18 protein-coding genes and 1 tRNA gene are annotated in these 17398 nt (G+C 74.4%); 10 read left to right on the forward strand and 9 right to left on the reverse strand.

What is annotated here, in order from left to right; all coding sequences use genetic code 11:
- Positions 1-52 precede the first annotated feature (52 nt).
- From ABC795_RS01605 to ABC795_RS01620, 4 genes are read left to right on the forward strand one after another with little or no spacing between them, the layout of a single operon-like run.
- Positions 53-1267, forward strand: coding sequence for a glycosyltransferase (locus ABC795_RS01605; protein WP_347059071.1), 1215 nt, complete (start codon positions 53-55; stop codon positions 1265-1267).
- On the forward strand, positions 1264-1947 hold the full coding sequence (locus ABC795_RS01610) for an SIS domain-containing protein (protein ID WP_347059072.1): 684 nt from the start codon (positions 1264-1266) through the stop codon (positions 1945-1947). Before ABC795_RS01605 ends, ABC795_RS01610 begins: the two co-directional genes overlap by 4 nt.
- Positions 1944-3320 (forward strand): D-glycero-beta-D-manno-heptose 1-phosphate adenylyltransferase, encoded by a 1377-nt coding sequence (gene rfaE2, locus ABC795_RS01615; protein WP_347059073.1) that lies wholly within the window; start codon positions 1944-1946, stop codon positions 3318-3320. Before ABC795_RS01610 ends, rfaE2 begins: the two co-directional genes overlap by 4 nt.
- Positions 3317-4270 carry a glycosyltransferase family 9 protein gene (locus ABC795_RS01620; protein WP_347059074.1) on the forward strand — a complete coding sequence of 318 codons (954 nt, stop codon included), beginning with the start codon at positions 3317-3319 and terminating at the stop codon, positions 4268-4270. Before rfaE2 ends, ABC795_RS01620 begins: the two co-directional genes overlap by 4 nt.
- Before the next feature lie 59 nt (positions 4271-4329).
- Here ABC795_RS01620 and ABC795_RS01625 read toward each other — a convergent pair whose 3' ends face one another.
- The 7 genes from ABC795_RS01625 to ABC795_RS01655 all read right to left on the reverse strand — a co-directional run bounded on the left by ABC795_RS01625 (position 4330) and on the right by ABC795_RS01655 (position 12473).
- Positions 4330-5964 (reverse strand): VWA domain-containing protein, encoded by a 1635-nt coding sequence (locus ABC795_RS01625; protein WP_347059075.1) that lies wholly within the window; start codon positions 5962-5964, stop codon positions 4330-4332.
- 117 nt (positions 5965-6081) lie between these two features.
- Positions 6082-7071, reverse strand: coding sequence for a UDP-glucuronic acid decarboxylase family protein (locus ABC795_RS01630; RefSeq protein ID WP_347059076.1), 990 nt, complete (start codon positions 7069-7071; stop codon positions 6082-6084).
- Positions 7072-7277: 206 nt separating this feature from the next.
- The gene (locus ABC795_RS01635; RefSeq protein WP_347059077.1) at positions 7278-8630 is read right to left on the reverse strand and encodes an ABC transporter substrate-binding protein; all 1353 of its coding nucleotides are present in this window, start codon (positions 8628-8630) and stop codon (positions 7278-7280) included.
- A gap of 89 nt (positions 8631-8719) precedes the next feature.
- Complete coding sequence (locus ABC795_RS01640; RefSeq protein WP_347059078.1) at positions 8720-9910, reverse strand: branched-chain amino acid ABC transporter permease; 1191 nt, start codon at positions 9908-9910, stop codon at positions 8720-8722.
- Between the two features lie 2 nt (positions 9911-9912).
- Positions 9913-10797, reverse strand: a complete 885-nt coding sequence (locus ABC795_RS01645) for a branched-chain amino acid ABC transporter permease (protein ID WP_347059079.1) — start codon at positions 10795-10797, stop codon at positions 9913-9915.
- A 34-nt stretch (positions 10798-10831) separates the two neighbouring features.
- Positions 10832-11611 (reverse strand): ABC transporter ATP-binding protein, encoded by a 780-nt coding sequence (locus ABC795_RS01650; RefSeq protein WP_347059080.1) that lies wholly within the window; start codon positions 11609-11611, stop codon positions 10832-10834.
- On the reverse strand, positions 11604-12473 hold the full coding sequence (locus tag ABC795_RS01655) for an ABC transporter ATP-binding protein (RefSeq protein ID WP_347059081.1): 870 nt from the start codon (positions 12471-12473) through the stop codon (positions 11604-11606). The genes ABC795_RS01650 and ABC795_RS01655 overlap by 8 nt, the downstream gene beginning before the upstream one ends.
- A 379-nt stretch (positions 12474-12852) precedes the next feature.
- On the opposite strand from ABC795_RS01655, the gene ABC795_RS01660 reads away from it, so the two are divergent.
- Positions 12853-14073 carry a helix-turn-helix domain-containing protein gene (locus tag ABC795_RS01660; protein WP_347059082.1) on the forward strand — a complete coding sequence of 407 codons (1221 nt, stop codon included), beginning with the start codon at positions 12853-12855 and terminating at the stop codon, positions 14071-14073.
- Positions 14074-14135: 62 nt separating this feature from the next.
- On the opposite strand, the gene ABC795_RS01665 is transcribed toward ABC795_RS01660, so the two are convergent.
- Both ABC795_RS01665 and ABC795_RS01670 read right to left on the reverse strand, forming a co-directional pair.
- The gene (locus tag ABC795_RS01665) at positions 14136-14369 is read right to left on the reverse strand and encodes a DUF2630 family protein (protein WP_347059083.1); all 234 of its coding nucleotides are present in this window, start codon (positions 14367-14369) and stop codon (positions 14136-14138) included.
- 46 nt (positions 14370-14415) lie between these two features.
- On the reverse strand, positions 14416-15309 hold the full coding sequence (locus tag ABC795_RS01670; protein ID WP_347059084.1) for a prephenate dehydrogenase/arogenate dehydrogenase family protein: 894 nt from the start codon (positions 15307-15309) through the stop codon (positions 14416-14418).
- A gap of 64 nt (positions 15310-15373) precedes the next feature.
- Here ABC795_RS01670 and ABC795_RS01675 point away from each other — a divergent pair, with 64 nt between their 5' ends.
- The 5 genes from ABC795_RS01675 (at position 15374) to ABC795_RS01695 (ending at position 17357) form a co-directional block, all read left to right on the forward strand.
- A complete protein-coding gene (locus ABC795_RS01675; protein WP_347059086.1) occupies positions 15374-15568 on the forward strand; it encodes a hypothetical protein in 195 nt (64 codons plus the stop codon).
- On the forward strand, positions 15565-16068 hold the full coding sequence (locus tag ABC795_RS01680; protein WP_347059088.1) for a tRNA adenosine deaminase-associated protein: 504 nt from the start codon (positions 15565-15567) through the stop codon (positions 16066-16068). The genes ABC795_RS01675 and ABC795_RS01680 overlap by 4 nt, the downstream gene beginning before the upstream one ends.
- Positions 16065-16712 carry an HAD-IA family hydrolase gene (locus ABC795_RS01685; protein ID WP_347059090.1) on the forward strand — a complete coding sequence of 216 codons (648 nt, stop codon included), beginning with the start codon at positions 16065-16067 and terminating at the stop codon, positions 16710-16712. The genes ABC795_RS01680 and ABC795_RS01685 overlap by 4 nt, the downstream gene beginning before the upstream one ends.
- Before the next feature lie 106 nt (positions 16713-16818).
- On the forward strand, positions 16819-17259 hold the full coding sequence (locus ABC795_RS01690) for a nucleoside deaminase (protein ID WP_347060670.1): 441 nt from the start codon (positions 16819-16821) through the stop codon (positions 17257-17259).
- A 10-nt stretch (positions 17260-17269) separates the two neighbouring features.
- Positions 17270-17357: transfer RNA gene (locus tag ABC795_RS01695), tRNA-Ser, on the forward strand.
- The last annotated feature ends 41 nt before the right edge of the window (positions 17358-17398 follow it).

Below are 17398 nucleotides of genomic sequence, written 5' to 3' on the forward strand. Positions count from 1 at the left end.
TGTGCCTGGTAGCACGGCGCAGCCGTTCCGCTGCGACACCGGAGGTGGGTCGATGAGGATCGATCTGGTCAGCGAGCACGCCAGTCCGCTCGCCGCGATCGGCGGCGTCGACGCCGGCGGGCAGAACGTGCACGTCGCCGCGCTGGCCGCCGGGCTCGCCCGGCGCGGCCACGAGGTCACGGTGCACACCCGCCGGGACGACGCCGCGCTGCCCGACCGGGTGACCACCGACGACGGCTACGACGTCGTCCACGTCACCGCGGGCCCGGCCGAGGCGCTGCCCAAGGACGAGCTGCTGCCGCACATGCCGGCCTTCGCCCGGGTGCTCCGGCACGGCTGGGCGGCGCAGGCCCCCGATGTCGTGCACGCGCACTTCTGGATGAGCGGCCTGGCGTCGGTGGAGGCCTCGGCCAGTCTGTTCACCCCGGTCCCGGTGCTGCAGACCTTCCACGCCCTGGGCTCGGTCAAGCGCCGCCACCAGGGCGACGCGGACACCTCGCCGGCCGAGCGGGTCGACCTCGAGCGCGGGCTGTGCCGCGACGTCAGCCACGTCGTGGCCACCTGCTCCGACGAGGTCTTCGAGCTGCGCCGGCTGGGCCTGCCCAGCGACCGGGTCTCGATCGTGCCCTGCGGGGTCGACACCTCGGTGTTCACGCCCCGCGGCCCGGTGGCGCCGCGCGGCGACCGGAAACGGCTGCTGGTCCTGGGCCGGATCGTCGAGCGCAAGGGCCAGGACGACGCCGTCCGGGCGCTGCGCGCGGTGCCCGACGCCGAGCTGGTCGTCGTCGGCGGGCCCCCGGCCGGCGAGCTGGCCGCCGATCCGGAGGTGCAGCGGCTGCGCGCCGTCGCCGCCGACGCCGGGGTCGCCGACCGGTTGGTGTTCACCGGCGCCGTCGCGCGGACCGACGTCCCGGCGTGGGTGCGCTCGGCCGAGGTCGTCCTCGCCGTCCCCTGGTACGAGCCGTTCGGCATCACGCCGCTGGAGGCCATGGCCTGCGGGCGGCCGGTCGTCGCCACCGCCGTCGGCGGGCTCCAGGACACCGTCGTCGACGGCGTCACCGGGGACCTCGTCCCCGCGCGCGACCCGGAGCGGCTCGGTGAGGTCATCGCCGCGCTGCTCGCCGACGACGAACGCCGCGCCGCCTACGGCGCCGCGGGGGTGAGGCGGGCGCGGGCCCGCTACCGCTGGGCCCGCGTCGTCGCCGACACCGAAACCGTCTACCGCCAGGTGCTCACCCGGCGCCGTCCCGTGGAGGTCGCCCGATGAGCGTCTCACCGCACTCGTTCTTCGAGAACGTCGCAACCCAGGTGCCGGAGCCGGAGACCTGCACCCACCTGACCGGGGCCGACCACGTCGCCTCGCTCATGGGCGCGCTGCGCTCGGTCGACGCCCAGGTGGACGTGCTCGACCGCTGGGGCCGGCTGCTCGCCGACGTGCTCTGCGGCGAGTCCCGCGGACGCCTGCTGGCCGCGGGCAACGGGGGGAGCGCCGCCCAGGCCCAGCACCTCACCGCCGAGCTGGTGGGCCGCTACCGCGCCGACCGGCCGCCCTTCTCGGCCATCTGCCTCACGGCGGAGACGTCGTCGCTGACCGCCATCGCCAACGACTACCCGGCCGACGAGCTGTTCGCCCGCCAGGTGGAGGCGCACGGGCGCGCCGGCGACGTCCTCGTCCTGCTGTCCACGTCGGGTCGTTCGCCCAACGCCGTCGCCGCCGCCCGCCGGGCCCGCCAGTGCGGCATCACCACGCTGGCGATTACCGGCCCGGCGCCCAATCCGCTGGCCGCCGCCGCCGACGAGGCCGTCTGCATCGACTCGCCGTGGACGGCGACCGTGCAGGAGTGCCACCTGGTCGCCCTGCACCTGGTCTGCGCGGCGTTCGACGCCGCGGTGCTCGCCGAGCCGCCGCGGGTGCCCTCCGGCCCGTCCTTCGAGGCCGCCCAGTGAGCCGGCCGCTCGTCGTCGTCGGTGACGCGCTGCTCGACGTCGATCTGGTCGGCACCGCCTCGCGGCTGACCCCCGATGCGCCGGTGCCGGTGGTCGAGGACATCGAGCGCCGCGAGCGCCCGGGCGGGGCGGCGCTGGCCGCCGTCATCGCCGCCGCCGCGGGCCCGCGCGAGGTCGTGCTGGTCGCGCCGATGGACACCGACGAGGGCGCGGCCCGGTTGCGGACGCTGCTCGAGGGCCGGGTCCGGCTGGTCGCGATCCCGGCCGGCGGCGGCACCGCTGTCAAGCAGCGGGTGCGCGTGGGCGATCACTCGGTCGCCCGGCTCGACAGCGGCGCGCCGGTGGCCGAGCTCGGCGGGCTCCCGGCCGAGGCCGCCGCGGTCATCCGCGACGCCGCCGCCGTGCTCGTCGCCGACTACGGCCGGGGGACGACGGCGGACCCGGCCGTCCGGGCCGCGCTGGGCGCCGCTCGGGGCCCGGTGGTCTGGGACCCGCACCCCCGCGGCGCCGATCCCGTGCGGAACGCCCGGCTGGTCACCCCCAACGGAGCCGAGGCCGCCCGCGTCGCGGCCGCGGCCGGCCTCGCGGCCGACGGCACCGGCCTGGCCGCCGTCGGAGCGCGCGCCGAGGCCCTCATCCGGCACTGGGGCGTCGGGGCGGTCGCCGTCACCCTCGGCGCCCGCGGCGCCCTCCTCTCGTACGGCTCGGGAGCGCCCATGGTCGTGCCCGCGGCGGCCGTCACCGGCGGCGACCCCTGCGGCGCCGGTGACTCCTTCGCCGCCGCTGCCGCGCTGGCACTGGCCGACGGCGCGGTGACCGGGGAGGCGGTGGCGACCGCGGTCGCCTCCGCGTCGGCGTTCGTGGCGCGGGGCGGGGCGTCCGCCTGGGACGCCGCGGACCGGCCCGGGCCTGACGCCGTCGCCGAGCCCGGCGCCGAGTCGGTCATCGCCCGGGTACGCGCGGCGGGGGGCACCGTCGTCGCCACCGGCGGCTGCTTCGACCTGCTGCACCCCGGCCACGTCGCCACGCTGCGGGCCGCCCGCGGCCTGGGCGACTGCCTCGTCGTGTGCATCAACTCCGACGACTCGGTCCGCCGGCTCAAGGGCCCCTCCCGGCCGCTCGTGACGGCGGAGGACCGGGCCCGGGTGCTGGAGGCGCTGGAGTTCGTCGACGCGGTCGTGGTGTTCGGCGAGGACACCCCGGCGCAGGTGCTCGACCGGCTGCGGCCCGACGTCTGGGCGAAGGGCGGCGACTACGCCGGGGCGGACCTGCCCGAGGCCGCGGTGCTGCGCAGCTGGGGCGGCCAGGCCGTCGTGCTGCCCTACCTCGACGGCCACTCGACCACGGCCCTGGTCGAGCGCTCGAGAGTGTGAGGCCCGTCGCGGTCGTCCTCCGGCCGCTCGGGCTGGGGGACCTGCTCACCGGCGTGCCGGCCATCCGGGCGGTGCGGGCCGCCGTTCCCGGTCACCGGCTGGTCCTGGCGACGACGACGGCGCTGGAACCCCTCGCCCGGCTGATCGACGCGGTCGACGAGGTGCTGCCCGCCCGCGAGCTGGAGCCGCTGGACTGGGCCGGCTCGCGGCCGGAGCTCGCCGTCGACCTGCACGGGAAGGGCCCGGCCTCGCACGTGGTCGTCGCGGACCTGCGGCCGGATCGGCTGCTCACCTTCGACAGCCCCGGCTATCCCGGGCCCACCTGGTACCCCGACGAGCACGAGGTCCGGCGCTGGTGCCGGCTGGTCTCCGAGGGGCTGGGCGTCGCCGCCGACCCCGATGCCCTCGACATCGCGGTCCCGGCCGTCGCCCCGCCGGTGCGCGGCGCCACGGTGATCCACCCGGGCGCGGCGTTCCCCGGGCGGCGCTGGCCGCCGGACCGGTTCGCCGCCGTCGCAAGCCACCTCGCCGGCGCCGGTCACGACGTGCGGATCACCGGCGGCCCGGCCGAGGTCGAGCTGGCCCGCTCGGTGGCCGAGCAGGCCGGGCTGGGGGAGTCCGCGGTCCTCGCCGGGCGGACCACGTCGATGGGGCTTGCGGCCGTGGTCGCCGCGGCCCGCCTGGTCGTCTGCGGTGACACGGGCGTCGCGCACCTGGCCACCGCCTACCGGCGGCCCTCGGTGGTGCTGTTCGGCCCGGTGTCCCCGGCGCTGTGGGGCCCGCCGCCGCGCCCGCAGCACATCGTCCTGTGGCACGGCGACGGCACCGGCGACCCCTGGGGCGCCGACCTCGACCCCGCCCTGGAGAAGATCACGGTCACCGAGGTGCTCGATGCCCTCGACCGCCTCCTCGAGGTGGCCTCGCCCGGAGGCTCTCCCCGGGAGGGGTGAGGGAACGGGGTCCTCCTACCGGCCGCGGTGCCATCGGCGAAGACCGCGGTGTCATCGCCTCAGGCGCGCTGGCGGAGCGCGTCGAAGAGGACGGTCTGGAGGTCGTTCTCGTCGACGGCCGAGTACGCCGCTCCACCGGTCGCGTCGGCGATCCGCTCGAGGGCGCTGATGTCGGCGTCCGGCCCCAGGGCGACACCGATCACCTTGATCGGCCGCTGGGGGTCGGCCTCCTCGGCCAGGGTGCTCAGCAGGGCATCCAGGGTGAGCCCGGCGGCGTCGTCCTCGTTGGTGCCGTCGGTGACCATCAGCACGCTGTTGACGGCGGTGGGGTCGTAGTTCTCCCGCGCCGCCCGCACCGCGGCCAGCGTGGTGTCGTACAGGCCGGTGCCGCCGGGGGTCAGCCGCTCGGGGATCGTGTCGAGCTGGTCGTCGAGGACCTCGCGCTGCGTGCGGCCGTCGACGGCCGCGGCGACCTCCCGGGTGGGCACCAGCTCGGTCCAGTCGCGCTCCCCGTCGAGCTGGTAGGCGAACGCCCAGAGCCCCAGCGCGAAGTCGCCGGGCACGAGGGAGAGCGTGCTCTTGGCGGCGTCGCGGGCGAGGGTGGCGCGGGTGCCGTCGCCGACCGGCGCCTCCATGGACGTCGAGACGTCGAAGACGGTCAGCACCCGGGACGGCGTGGCCAGGCTGGACAGCCGGGTCAGGAGGGCCTGGAGCTGCGCGGCCTCGAGCGGCACCACCGTGGGGCTCGCTTCCGCGATGCCGGTCGCGTCGCCGGCGCCCTCGGGCGCGGCGCCCTCGGGCCCGCGGAAGCCGGCGTCGCGCACGGCGGCCTGCGCGTCCTCGGAGAGCAGCCGGCGGACCACGACGTCGACGGCCTGCTGCTGGGCCCCACCGGGAGCGCCGACCCGGAGCACCGGGTAGTCGAGCACGGGCGACCCCTCGGCGGGGTAGACGGCGACGAGGTTGGCCTCCGCAGCCTCGGTGTTGAGTGCGTAGACCTCCTGCTCGCTCACCGGCACGAGCGGTGCGTCCTCGCTGCCCTCGCTCCCGGCGGACAGGGCCTCGCCGGGCGAGAGGGCCGTGCTCCGTGCCGCGGACAGCACGGCCTGCACCACGGCGTTGTCCGCATCGGCGTCCCCGCCCAGCGCGGTGCGCACGGCGGCCAGCGCGGAGAGGGCCTCGGCGCTCGCGGCGAGGTCCGGTACCGCGAGCGGCCGACCGGTGCCCAGGGCCTCGGCCCAACCCGGGGCGGCGTCGGACCACCCCAGGTCGTCGACCACGGCCCGGCTCGTGCCGATGACGACGGGGGAGACCGCCATCGAACCGGCCTGCTCGAGCTGGGCGGCGCTGACGCGGGCCGCCCACAGGCGGGCGTCGGGCACCCACACGTCGGGGAGGGCGTCCTCCGCCAGTGCGCCGAGGGCGCCGGCGACCTGCAGCGGCTCCTGGGCGGTCACCTCGGCGGTGACGCACACCTCGTCGTCGGGCGATCCGAGGTCGGTGAGCAGCCCCTGGGACAGCTCACCCAGCTCGGGGGCGACGGCGACCTCGACCGTCACGTTCTCGTCGCAGCCACCACCCGCGGTGAGCCACCAGCCGAGGCCACCGAGGACCAGCACCACCGCGAGACCTGCGGCGACGAGGACGGGCGGCGCCGGACGGCGCTGGGTCGTGGGATCTGCGTGGCGGCCCATGCTCGCTCTCTAGGGTCGACTCGGGGTGATGCGGCTCCCCCCGAGCGCGCTGCTCAAGAGTAGATGTGTCCTGCGTCGCTCCAGGGTGACCCTCCTCGCACGCGCCGCGACGGACGGTCAGGCAGCGTGGGCCTGCGTCGCGCTCCGCCGGGCGGCGAACCACTCGACGGTGCGCCGGAGACCCTCCTCCGACGTCACCCGCGGCCGCCAGCCGAGCAGCTGCTCGGCGCGGGTGGTGTCGGGGCGGCGCACCTTGGGATCGTCGACCGGCAGGTCGATGTAGTCGATGGGGGAGTCGGAGCCGGTCAGCTCGACGATCCAGCGGGCCAGCCGCAGCATCGACAGCTCGTCGGGGTTGCCGATGTTCACCGGGCCGGCGTGGCCGGAGAAGGCCATCTCCAGGATCCCGGCGACGGTGTCGTCGACATAGCAGATCGAGCGGGTCTGCGACCCGTCGCCGGCGACGGTGAGCGGCCGGCCTTCGAGGGCCTGGTTGACGAAGGCGGGGATGGCGCGGCCGTCGTCGGCGCGCATCCGGGGGCCGTAGGTGTTGAAGATCCGCACGATGCCGGTGTCGGTGCCCTTCGACGTCCGGTAGGCGGTGGCCATCGCCTCGCTGAAGCGCTTGGCCTCGTCGTAGACGCCCCGCGGGCCCACGGGGTTGACGTTGCCCCAGTACTCCTCGGTCTGCGGGTGCTGCAGCGGGTCGCCGTAGACCTCCGACGTCGAGGCGAGGACGTACCGGGCTCCCTTGTCGTGGGCGAGGCCCAGGGTGTGCAGCGTGCCCAGGCTGCCGACCTTCAGCGTCTCGATCGGCATCTTGAGGTAGTCGATGGGGCTGGCGGGTGAGGCGAAGTGCAGCACCAGGTCGACCGGGCCGGGGACGTGCACGTAGTCGGTCACGTCGCAGCGGACCAGCCGGAAGCCGGGGTGCTCCAGAAGGTGCACGACGTTCTCGGGTGAGCCGGTGAGGAAGTTGTCGAGGCAGACCACTTCGACCCCGCGCTCGAGCAGCTGCTCGCACAGGTGGGAGCCGAGGAACCCGGCTCCTCCGGTGACGACCGCCCGGCGGATCGTCCGCGCCTCGCCTACCGGCTGCTCCACCATGGCTGTCCTCCTAAGACCGATCGCGCGTTCCCCGCGCCCTACCCGGAGATCAACAGCGCACACACTTCGAGGCCGAAGTGTTTTCGCAAGGGAACGCGGACGGGCCGCCGGCCTCCCGAAGGAGACCGGCGGCCCGCCGTGGTGCTGCTGGCCCGTCCGGAGCCTCACCCCGAGCTTGGGCAGGGTAAGAGGGACGGGGTCCTCGTTCAGTCGACGGCCGACTCCTCGTCGGGGATCCCGTTCTCCGGCGGAGAGGCCGGCTCGCCGTCGAACGGCTCGATGGGAGCGTCGCCGATGTCGGTGGTGCGGATGTCCTGGACGAGCTCCGAGCCGGTGCCCACGATGCGCTCGACGGTCATGCCGTTCGTGCCCATGTGGCTCTCCTCGGAGTAGCGGAACGGCGCGAAGATCGGGCCCTCCCAGTCGGCGCCGACGGTCTCGATCGCCTCGATGATGCCGTCGCGGGTCGGGTTCTGACCGGCGGCCTGCAGGGCCTGGACGGTCGTGTAGGCCACGCTCATCCCGTACGCCCGGTAGTTGGTGAGCTCACCCTCGCCACCGTGTTCGTCCCAGATCCGCTGGTAGAGCTGGATCCACGGGTTGTCGGTCATGTCGACGGTCGGCAGGTAGCCGGTGGTCAGCGCGCCGTCGAGCAGGCTGGCGTCGCTCACCGCGCCCTGCGAGAAGTTCTGCAGCAGGCTGCCGACCAGCGTCGGGTCGGAGCCCACGTTGGAGTAGAACCACTGCGGGTCGTAGCCGAGCTGCAGGGCGGTCAGCTGCGAGAGGGCCGTGTAGCTGGGCACGTTGAAGCCAACGACGAAGTCGGCCCCGGCTGCCTGCAGCGCGGCGATCTGCGGGCCGACGTTGGTGTTGCCCGGCACGTACCGCTCGGCGGCGACGATCTGGTCGTCGACGTACTGGCGGATGCCCGCCTCGCCGTCCTCGCCGAAGTCGTCGTCCTGGAGGAAGAGCCCGACCTGCGCGTCGGGGTGGTTCTCGGCGATGTACTCGCCGATGATCTTTCCTTCGCTCATGTAGTCGGTCTGCCACCCGAAGGTGTACGGGTTGGTCTCCGGGTCGTCACCCCACAGCAGCGAGCCCGAGGAGACGAACAGGTCGGGCACGCCCTCGCTGTTCAGGAAGTCCAGGACGGCGCTGTGGGTCGGGGTGCCCAGACCATTGACGATCGCGAAGACCTCGTCCTCCAGCACGAGCTGGTTCACGACCTGCGTCGTGTTGGTCGGGTTGTAGGCGTCGTCGCGGTAGATGTACTCGATCTGCCGGCCATTGACCCCGCCGTTGGCGTTGACGTACTCGAAGTACGCCTCCACACCGGTCGGGATCTCGCTGTAGCCGGGAGCGGCCACACCGGTGAGCGGGTAGTGGGCGCCGAGGCGGATGGTGTCCTCGGTGACGCCGATGTCGGAGGCCTCGTTCTCGCCGCCGCCGCCGCCGCCACCACCGCCGCCGCCACCACCGCCGCCGCCGCAGGCGGCAACGGTGGAGACGACGGTGGCTGCGGCGAGGCAGGACACGAGACGTCGGGAGGATCTGGACAACAGTTCTCCTCTGGTGCGGCCCGGGCGTCGGTGCCCGGGAGTATGGGTGGGGTGGAGCGGCCGGATGAGGCGGGTCGAAGGGGTCGCCCTCACCCCCTGCTGCTGCTCGCGCCGTCGGCGCCGGCCTGAGCCATCGCCCGCTTGGCCTTGCGGGTCATCCAGCGGAGGCGGATGGTCCCGACGAAGCCGGCCGGAGCGGCGATCATCACCACGATGAGCACGACGCCGTAGACGAACGGCGCCAGCTGCGCGGCCTCGGTCTGGTTGAGCCCGAAGTCGACGCCGAGGTCGGTGACGAACGGCGGGAGGAAGACCAGCAGCGCCGAGCCGAGCAGGGCGCCGATCAGGCTCCCCAGGCCGCCGATGACGATCGCGGTGAGCAGGGCGATGGAGAGCACGAGCGTGAAGCCGCTGGGGGCGGCGAGGCGGACCACGATGGCCAGCACGCCACCGGCCAGCCCGGCCGCGGCGGCGCTGACGACGAACGCCAGCACCCGCCAGGCGCCGAGGTTCACGCCGGCCAGCTCCGCGGCGACCTCCTGGTCGCGCACCGCCCGCCAGGTGCGCCCGATCCGGCTGCGGATCAGGTTGGCCAGGAAGAAGTACGTGATCAGCAGGCAGATCGCGCCGACGTAGGCCAGCCACTTGGTGCTCGACGCCGCGTTGCCCGACACCGCCGCGATGAACCCGTCGAACCACTCCGGGGCCTGCGGGGCGCGGACCCGCATGCCCTGCTCGCCGCCGAAGATGTCGTGGAAGTAGATCGCCAGACCGGGCAGGCCGACGGCGAGCGCGAGCGTCGCACCGGCCAGGTACGGGCCGTGCAGCCGGGCGGCGGCCACCCCGACGAGGGCGCCGATCGCCGTGGCCACCACGACCGCGGCCAGCAGGATCACCGGCAGGGGCAGCGGCTCCTCGGCGTCGAGGAACAACGCCGTGGTGTAGGCGCCGGCCGCCATGAGCGCACCGTGGCCGAGCGAGATCTGCCCGTTCATGCCGGTGAGCACGGTGAGGCCACCGGCCGCGATGGCGTAGTAGGTGAGGGTCGCCAGCTGCGAGTTCTGGAACGGGCTGGTGATCTCGAGGATCACCACCGCCAGCACGGCGCAGACGGCGAGCACCAGCAGGTGGCGCAGCAGCGTGGACCCGGGCAGGAAGGAACGGCCGGCCTCGGCCGGCGCCGAGGGGGCGTCCCCGCCGGCGGTGGCCTTGACGGGCGCCTCGGAGGAGGCCTTGCCGGCCGTGCCGGGGGTGGAGGCGGGGCTCTGCAGGTCGCTCATGGTCATGCCCTCCGAGCCGTGGTGCTGCTGAACAGGCCGCCCGGACGCACCAGCAGCACGACGATGAGGATGACCAGGGCGGAGATGTTGACCAGCGCACTTCCGCGCGGGGCGTAGCCGCTCACGTAGCTCAGCGCCAGTCCCAGGATCAGCCCACCGACGATCGCGCCGACCGGCGAGTCGAGGCCGCCGATGATGGCGGCGACGAACCCGAACACGATCAACGCGTCCATGTAGGCCGGCCAGACGAACGTGCCGCCGGCGATCAGCAGGCCCGAGAGCGAGCCGACGACGGCGGCCAGCCCCCACCCGAGGGTGAGCATGCCGCCGACCTTGACGCCGAGCAGCCGGGCGACCTCCTGGCTGAACGCCGAGGCGCGCATGGCCAGGCCGACGCGGGTGAACCTGAACAGCGCGACCAGCAGCGCCATCACGATCAGCACCGAGCCGATGACGTAGAGGCTGGTCGGGGTCAGCGGGATCGTCGTGTCACCCACTTCGAACCCGCGCACGCCGAACGGCGTGGGGAACGACTGGAACGACGAGCCGAAGATGATGGCGATGCTCGCCTGGATGGCGACGAAGAGGCCGAGGGTCACGATGACCGCGTTCAGCTCGGGGCCACCCTCGACCGGGCGGATGATCACCCGCTCCACGATGGCGCCGAGGACGAAGCCGGAGGCCAGGGCGGCGATCAGCGCCACCCAGTAGGAGGCGCCGGCCTGGATGAGGGCCAGGGCGATGAACGTGGTGGCCGCGGCCATCGAGCCCTGGGCGAAGTTGACGATGCGGGTCGATCGCCAGATGAGCACCAGGGCCAGGGCGAAGGCCGAGTAGATCATGCCCTGGGTCAACCCGGTGAGGGTCACGTTGACGAAGTAGTCCACGGAGGAGGAAGCCTTCCTGGCAGTGCGGGGAGGGTCAGAAACCGAGGTAGGCGTGCCGGAGGTCCTCGTCGGCCATCAGCGTGCGGGCGGAGTCGGTGACCACCACCCGGCCGAGGTTGAGGACGACGCCGACATCGGCGACCGACAGGGCGCTGCGGGCGTTCTGCTCGACCAGCAGCACCGACAGGTTCTCGGAGTCCACCAGCTGGCGGAGCAGTCCGAAGATCTGCGCGACGATGCGCGGTGCGAGGCCCAGCGACGGCTCGTCGAGCAGCAGGACGCGCGGCTGGGCCAGCAGCGCCCGGCCGATGACGAGCATCTGCCGCTCACCGCCGGACAGGGTGTGGGCCGCGTTGTTCTTGCGCTCGGCGATGCGTGGGAACAGGTCGTAGACCCGGTCGAACTCCTCCTTGCCTACCTTGCCGCGGAAGAGCGCACCGACCCGCAGGTTCTCGTCGACGGTGAGCTCGGAGATCACGCCGCGGCCCTCGGGAACGTGCGCCATGCCCTTGCTGACCATCGCCTCGACCGGTGCCTTGGTGATGTCCTCGCCGTCGAGGAGCACACGTCCGGCGACCGGGCGGACCAGGCCGCTGATGGTGCGCAGCAGCGTCGTCTTGCCCGCTCCGTTGGCGCCCAGGACGGCGGTGATCCGCCCGGCCTCGGCCGAGAGGGAGACGCCGTCGAGGGCGCGGACCGGCCCGTAGGTGGAGGTGAGTCCCTCCACCTCGAGCAGCCGGGTCGTGGTGGCGGTGCCGCCGGTCGGGTTGCCGCCGGTGGCGGACAGCGCCGTGCTGCCGTGGATCTCAGGCATGGGTCCGTCCTCCGTCGGCGTGGGTCAGCTCGTCGGCGTCGGCCATCGGGTCGACGGCGTCGCCGAGGTAGGCCTCGGTGACCGCCGGGTCGGCCTGGACCTCCGCCGGGGTGCCGGCGGCGATCTGCTTGCCCGAGTCGAGGACGGTGATCCGGTCGCAGACCCGCATGACCAGGTCCATGTGGTGCTCGACCAGGAGCACGCTCATCCGGCCGACGACCGAGCGGATCAGGTCGCCGAGCTCGTTCATCTCGTCCTCGGAGAGGCCGCTGGCGGGCTCGTCGAGCAGCAGCAGCTCGGGCTCGGAGACCAGCGCCCGGGCCAGCGCGACCCGCTTCTGCACCGGGTAGGGCAGCGAGCCGGGGTAGCGGCCGGCGTACTCCCCGGCGTTCAGCTCGATCAGCGCGCGCATCGCCCGCTCGCGCAGCAGCCGCTCGTCCTTGTCCGACGTGGGCAGCGCCACCAGCGCCGAGAAGAAGCCGGCGCGGGCGTGCCGGTGGGCGCCGACCATGACGTTCTCCAGCACGGTCATGCCGGGGAACAGGCCGACCCCCTGCAGGGTGCGGGCGATGCCCAGGGAGGTGAGCTTGCTGGGCTTGAGCCGGCGCATCTCCTCCCCGCGCCAGGTGATCCGGCCCGACGTCGGGCGGACCAGGCCGCACGCGACGTTGAAGAGGGTCGTCTTGCCGGCCCCGTTCGGGCCTATCAGTCCGTGCACCTGGCCCGGCTCGACGGTCACCGACACGTCGGTGAGGGCCAGCACGCCGCCGAAGGCGACGTTGATCCCGGTCATCTCGAGCCGGGCCGTGGGCGGTGATTCGTGCGTTCGCTGGCTGCCGGGCGGCTGCGCCAAGGGGCCCACTGCTCCTCTGCATCGGCGGGGTCGCCGCCCCGTGAGCGGGGCGGCGAGTCGGGTCGCGGGTATGTCCCGCTGAGACTGCCCGGCGGTGTCGCCGGTCACAATGGGCGCACCGCACAGCGATCACGAGATCGGGTTGTGCTGTGTGTCCCGGGTCTCGGGGAGGCGGGGCTCATGGGGTGCGCGGGGCCGCCGGGGAACGGGTGACCGGAGGCCGGTGACGGGTCGCCGACGGCCGCCGGGTCGCGGGGCCGGCGTCGATGGGTCACGACCGTGCTGCGCCGACCCTGCCCGGCTGTGTCCGCACTCACAATGGGCTGATCGCACAGTCATGCGCGTCTCGTGTTGTGCTTTCAGCGGCGCCGTCGGAGGAGGTGATCGCGTGCAGCCCTTCCGTCCGGAGGTGGCGACCAGGCTCGGGCAGCTGGCGCCCCGGCTGATGGACCAGCTCGACGCGATGACCGACCGGATGCTCGACGTGCTGGTCCGCACGGAGCCGGCCTACCGCGAGCTGGTCGGGCAGTCCGAGCAGGACGTGCGGATGTCCACGCGGTCGAACCTCGAGAACGGGCTCCGGTCGCTGATGTCCGCGGCGGCCGGCACCGGGACCCCCCACCTGGCGTCGGCGCGGGAGGTCGGCCGGCGGCGGGCGGCGCAGGGCCTGCCGCTCGAGGCGGTGCTGCGGGCCTACCGGCTCGGCGGGCAGGTCACCTGGGAGGCGCTCCTCCTGGTCTCCCGGAGCGGCACGGGCCAGCACGACACCCTGCTGCTGGAGGTCGCCGGCTCGGTCTGGCGCACGAACGACGCGGAGTGCGCGGCGGTCGCCGAGGGCTACCGGCAGGAGCAGCGGCGGCTCGCCGGCGTCGACGAGCAGGCCCGGCAGCAGGCGCTCGACGGCCTGCTGGAGGGCCGGGGGAGCGATCCGGCGTTCGTGCGCATCGCCGCGGAGACGCTGGCCATGCCGCTCGACGGTCGGCTCATGGCGGTCGTGGCGCTGCCGGGTTCCGGTGGGGTTCCGGCGCTCGACGCCCCGGGCGAGGCGTTGCTCAAGCGCGGCGTCCGGTCCGTGTGGGGGGCTCGCGGTGACACCCAGGTGGGTGTCGTGGTGCTCGCGGCGATCCGCCCGGGCGATCTCCTGAGCCTGCTGCGGGGGGCCGCGAACGGCCCGGTCGGGGTGTCCGACGTCGTCGAGGGCGCCGCCGCGGTCGGTGCGGCCTACCGCCTGGCCGAGACAGCGGTGCGCACGCTGCCCGCAGGGGTGCGCCGCGTGGTCAGCATCGACGACCGGCTGCCCGAGGCGCTGCTGAGCAACTCGCCCGAGATCAGCTCCCGCCTGGTGGGCCAGTCCCTCGGCGGGCTGCTCGAGCTGCCCGACGACGAGCGCGGGGTGCTGCTGGACACGCTCGCGGCGTTCCTCGCCACCGACGGGTCACCGACCCGCGCCGCCGACGCGCTGTACTGCCACCGGAACACCGTGATGCACCGGCTCCGGCGGATCGAGTCGGTGACCGGCCGGAAGGTGACCGACCCGCGGTCGCGGCTGCTCTGGCAGCTGGCCCTGCTGGGCACCGAGCACGGTGAGCCTGCCCGGCGCTCCGCCTAGCCGGGAGGATTCCGCCCGCCCCCTGACCCCTCGCAGGCCGGGGGAGCCTCCGGACGGCACTGCTACTGCAGGTAGCTCTCCACCTGCTGCTCGGGGCGGGCCTGCGCCTCGTCCGGGTTCTCGTCGTACTGCCGCTTCGCCCGGCGCTGCCGCAGCAGGTCCCAGCACTGGTCGAGGTCGGCCTCGAGCTTGCTCATGCGGGCCCGCGTCTCGTCGGTGTGCTCGCTGCTGTCGCGCAGCGCGTGCTCCTCGTCGACCAGGGTGTGGATGCGCTTCAGGATGTCTTCCTCGTCCATGCCCCGGTCCGTGCCCGGGGACGCGTGCGCGAAACGGCGAGGGCGGTCAACCCTGGCCGGGGACCCAGCCCTCCACGAACGCGGCCAGCCGGCGGTGCACGGCCCCGCCGGCGCGGCCGAGGGCCAGCAGGGCGGCGCGGTCCAGCGGTACCCGGACGGTGCGTCGGTCGCCGGCCCGGGTGCCGACGGCGTGACCCGCGGCGACGAGCTCGGGCCAGGGCCGGGAGAGCTGGGCGCGGACCCGATCCAGCGCCGCGGTCGTCGGGCCCGCGTTGCCCTCGACCATCGCCGTCACGAGACCGGGGTCGCTGCCGATCACCCGGGTCCCGTCGCGGAAGCTGCCGGCGGCGAGCGCCAGCGCGAGCGGTCCGGCATCGGCGGCCGCGGCGGCGAGGGCGGCGGCCAGCAGGTGCGGGACGTGGCTGATGGCGGCGACGGCGTCGTCGTGCTCGGCGGCGGTGACCGGCACGACCTCCGCGCCCACCGCGAGCGCCACCTCGGCCACCCGGAGCCATCGCGGCAGCTCCGTCTCCGGCTCCAGGCAGAGCGCCCAGCGGGCGCCGGTGAACAGCCCGGGGTCGGTGGCTCCGTGGCCCGAGCGCTCGGTGCCGCACATGGGGTGCCCGCCGACGAAACGCCGTCCCAGCGCGCCGCCGACGGCGTCGAGCACCGGGACCTTCACCGAGCCCAGGTCGGTCACCGTCGCGTCGGGGTCGACGGTCAGCCCGTCGAGGGCAGTCGCCATCACCGGGAGCGGCACGGCGAGCACGACGACGCCGGAGAGCTCGCGGGTGATCCGGACGCCCCGTGCGGCCGCCGCCTCCCGGGCGGCCGGGTCCACGTCCCAGCCGGACACCGGGCGCCCCGCGGCCGCCAGCGCGGCGGCCAGCGAGCCACCGAGCTGGCCCAGCCCCACCACGCCGACCGGGGGAGCGGGCATGGTCGGGACCGGGAACGACGGCGCCCCACCGGTGGGTGGTCCCCCAGGGCGTGCGGCTTCGGCCATGATCAGAGGCTATGACGCCGACCTGCCCGCTCCTGCCGCCCTCCGCGCCATGGCGCCCCGCTCGCTCCTGCTCACCCCGGAGCTCGCCGAGTGCGTCCGCGTCTCCTCCGACGCGGTCGACGACGTGATGGCCGTCCTGCGGGACCGGCCGGTGGAGGAGACCTCCGGCCCGACTCTGCTACGCGAGCGATGAGCGAGGGCGCAGGAATGGGCCCGGCCAGCTACGCGGTGCGGGTCGCCCGCGTCGGCTCCCGGTGGAGGGTGGATCTGCTCGCCGCCGACGCCGGTGACGAGCTGCCGGTGCTCGAGCGGGCGCTGGGGGAGCCCGGCGCCGGGGGCTGGCCGCCGCCGTTCGTGCTCGTCGTCGACTCGCGGCTGTACTTCGTGGCGCTGCGGCACGGTCCCGGCGGCATGGTGCGGGTGCTGATCTCCGACGCGACGATGCTCGAGTGGGTGCTCGCCGCCGAGGTGGTGGAGCGCTACGGCATCGGCGTCGACACCGAGGGCGCCTTCGACGACGACGAGACCGGCTGGCCCGGCGGCGACCTCGACCTGTTCGCCGACGACGGGCTGCCGGCCGAGGAGCTGAGGCCGATCGTGACCGCTGACGACCTGTGGGCCAACGAGATGGTGGCCCGGATCGCCACCCGGCTGGGCTTCGCCGACGAGCTGGCCGCGGCGGTGACCCCGTGACGGTCTCGGCGGTGGTGTTCGACCTGGGCGGCGTGATCACCGAGAGCCCGATGCACGCCTTCGCCGCCTACGAGCGGGAGGCCGGGCTGCCCGAGGGGCTCATCCGGCAGCTGAACTCCACCGATCCCGACACGAACGCCTGGGCGCGGTACGAGCGCAACGAGCTCGACGTCGCCGGGTTCTCCGCCGCATTCGAGGCCGAGGCCGCCGCGCTGGGTCACCGGATCGACGCGTCCCGCGTGCTCGCCGGGCTGCGGGGTGAGCTGCGCCCGGCGATGGTCGAGGCGGTGCGCCGGCTGCGGGAGGCCGGGCTGCCCGTGGGCCTGCTGTCGAACAACGTGGCGCCGATGGAGCGGACCGGACCGCTGGGCGACCTGCTCGGCCTGTTCGACACGGTCGTCGAGTCGTCGGTCGAGGGCGTGCGGAAGCCGGAGCCGGAGATCTACCGGCGGGCGCTGGACCGGCTGTCCGACGCCGTGGGCCGCCGGATCGAGGCGACCGACTGCGCCTACCTCGACGACCTGGGCATCAACCTCAAGCCGGCCCGGGCCCTGGGCTTCGCGACCATCAAGGTCGTCGACCCGGCCGCTGCACTGTCCGAGCTGTCCGAGCTGGTCGGCTTCCCCCTGGACGGGGCCGCGTGAGCCGGGCCGGGGAGTCGTCCCCGGCCCGGTCGGTCTCTGCTTCCCAGGGGAAGCAGAGACCGACCGCCCGCGGAGGTACCCGGTGACCCCCGACCTCGACGCCACCATGGGGCGGGCGCTCGAGCTGGCGGCCGCCGCGGAGGAGTGGGGCGACACGCCCATCGGCGCCGTCGTCCTAGGGCCCGGCGGCGCGGTGCTCGCCGAGGCGGCCAACGAGCGGGAGAAGCGGGGCGACCCGACGGCGCACGCCGAGGTGCTCGCGCTGCGCGCCGCGGCGGCCGTGCACGGCGACGGCTGGCGGCTCGCCGGCTGCACGCTGGTGGTCACGCTCGAGCCCTGCACGATGTGCGCCGGGGCGAGCGTGCTGTCGCGGGTCGACCGGGTGGTCTACGGCGCGGACGACCCCAAGGCCGGGGCGGCCGGATCGCTGTGGGACGTGGTCCGCGACCGGCGGCTGAACCACCGGCCCGAGGTCACCGGCGGCGTCCGAGCCGAGGAGTGCGGCGCGCTGCTACGTGCCTTCTTCCGCCGTCAGCGGGGCCTGTAGTCTCTTCGGCGGTGGCGTGTCCGAGCGGCCGAAGGAGCACGCCTCGAAAGCGTGTGAGGTGCAAGCCTCCGTGGGTTCAAATCCCACCGCCACCGCCAGCCAGCCAGCAGTTCCGACGGCGGCGTCCGCACGGGTTCCC

It is taken from the genome of Blastococcus sp. HT6-30 (assembly GCF_039729015.1).
In the GTDB taxonomy this organism is placed as follows: Bacteria; Actinomycetota; Actinomycetes; order Mycobacteriales; family Geodermatophilaceae; genus Blastococcus.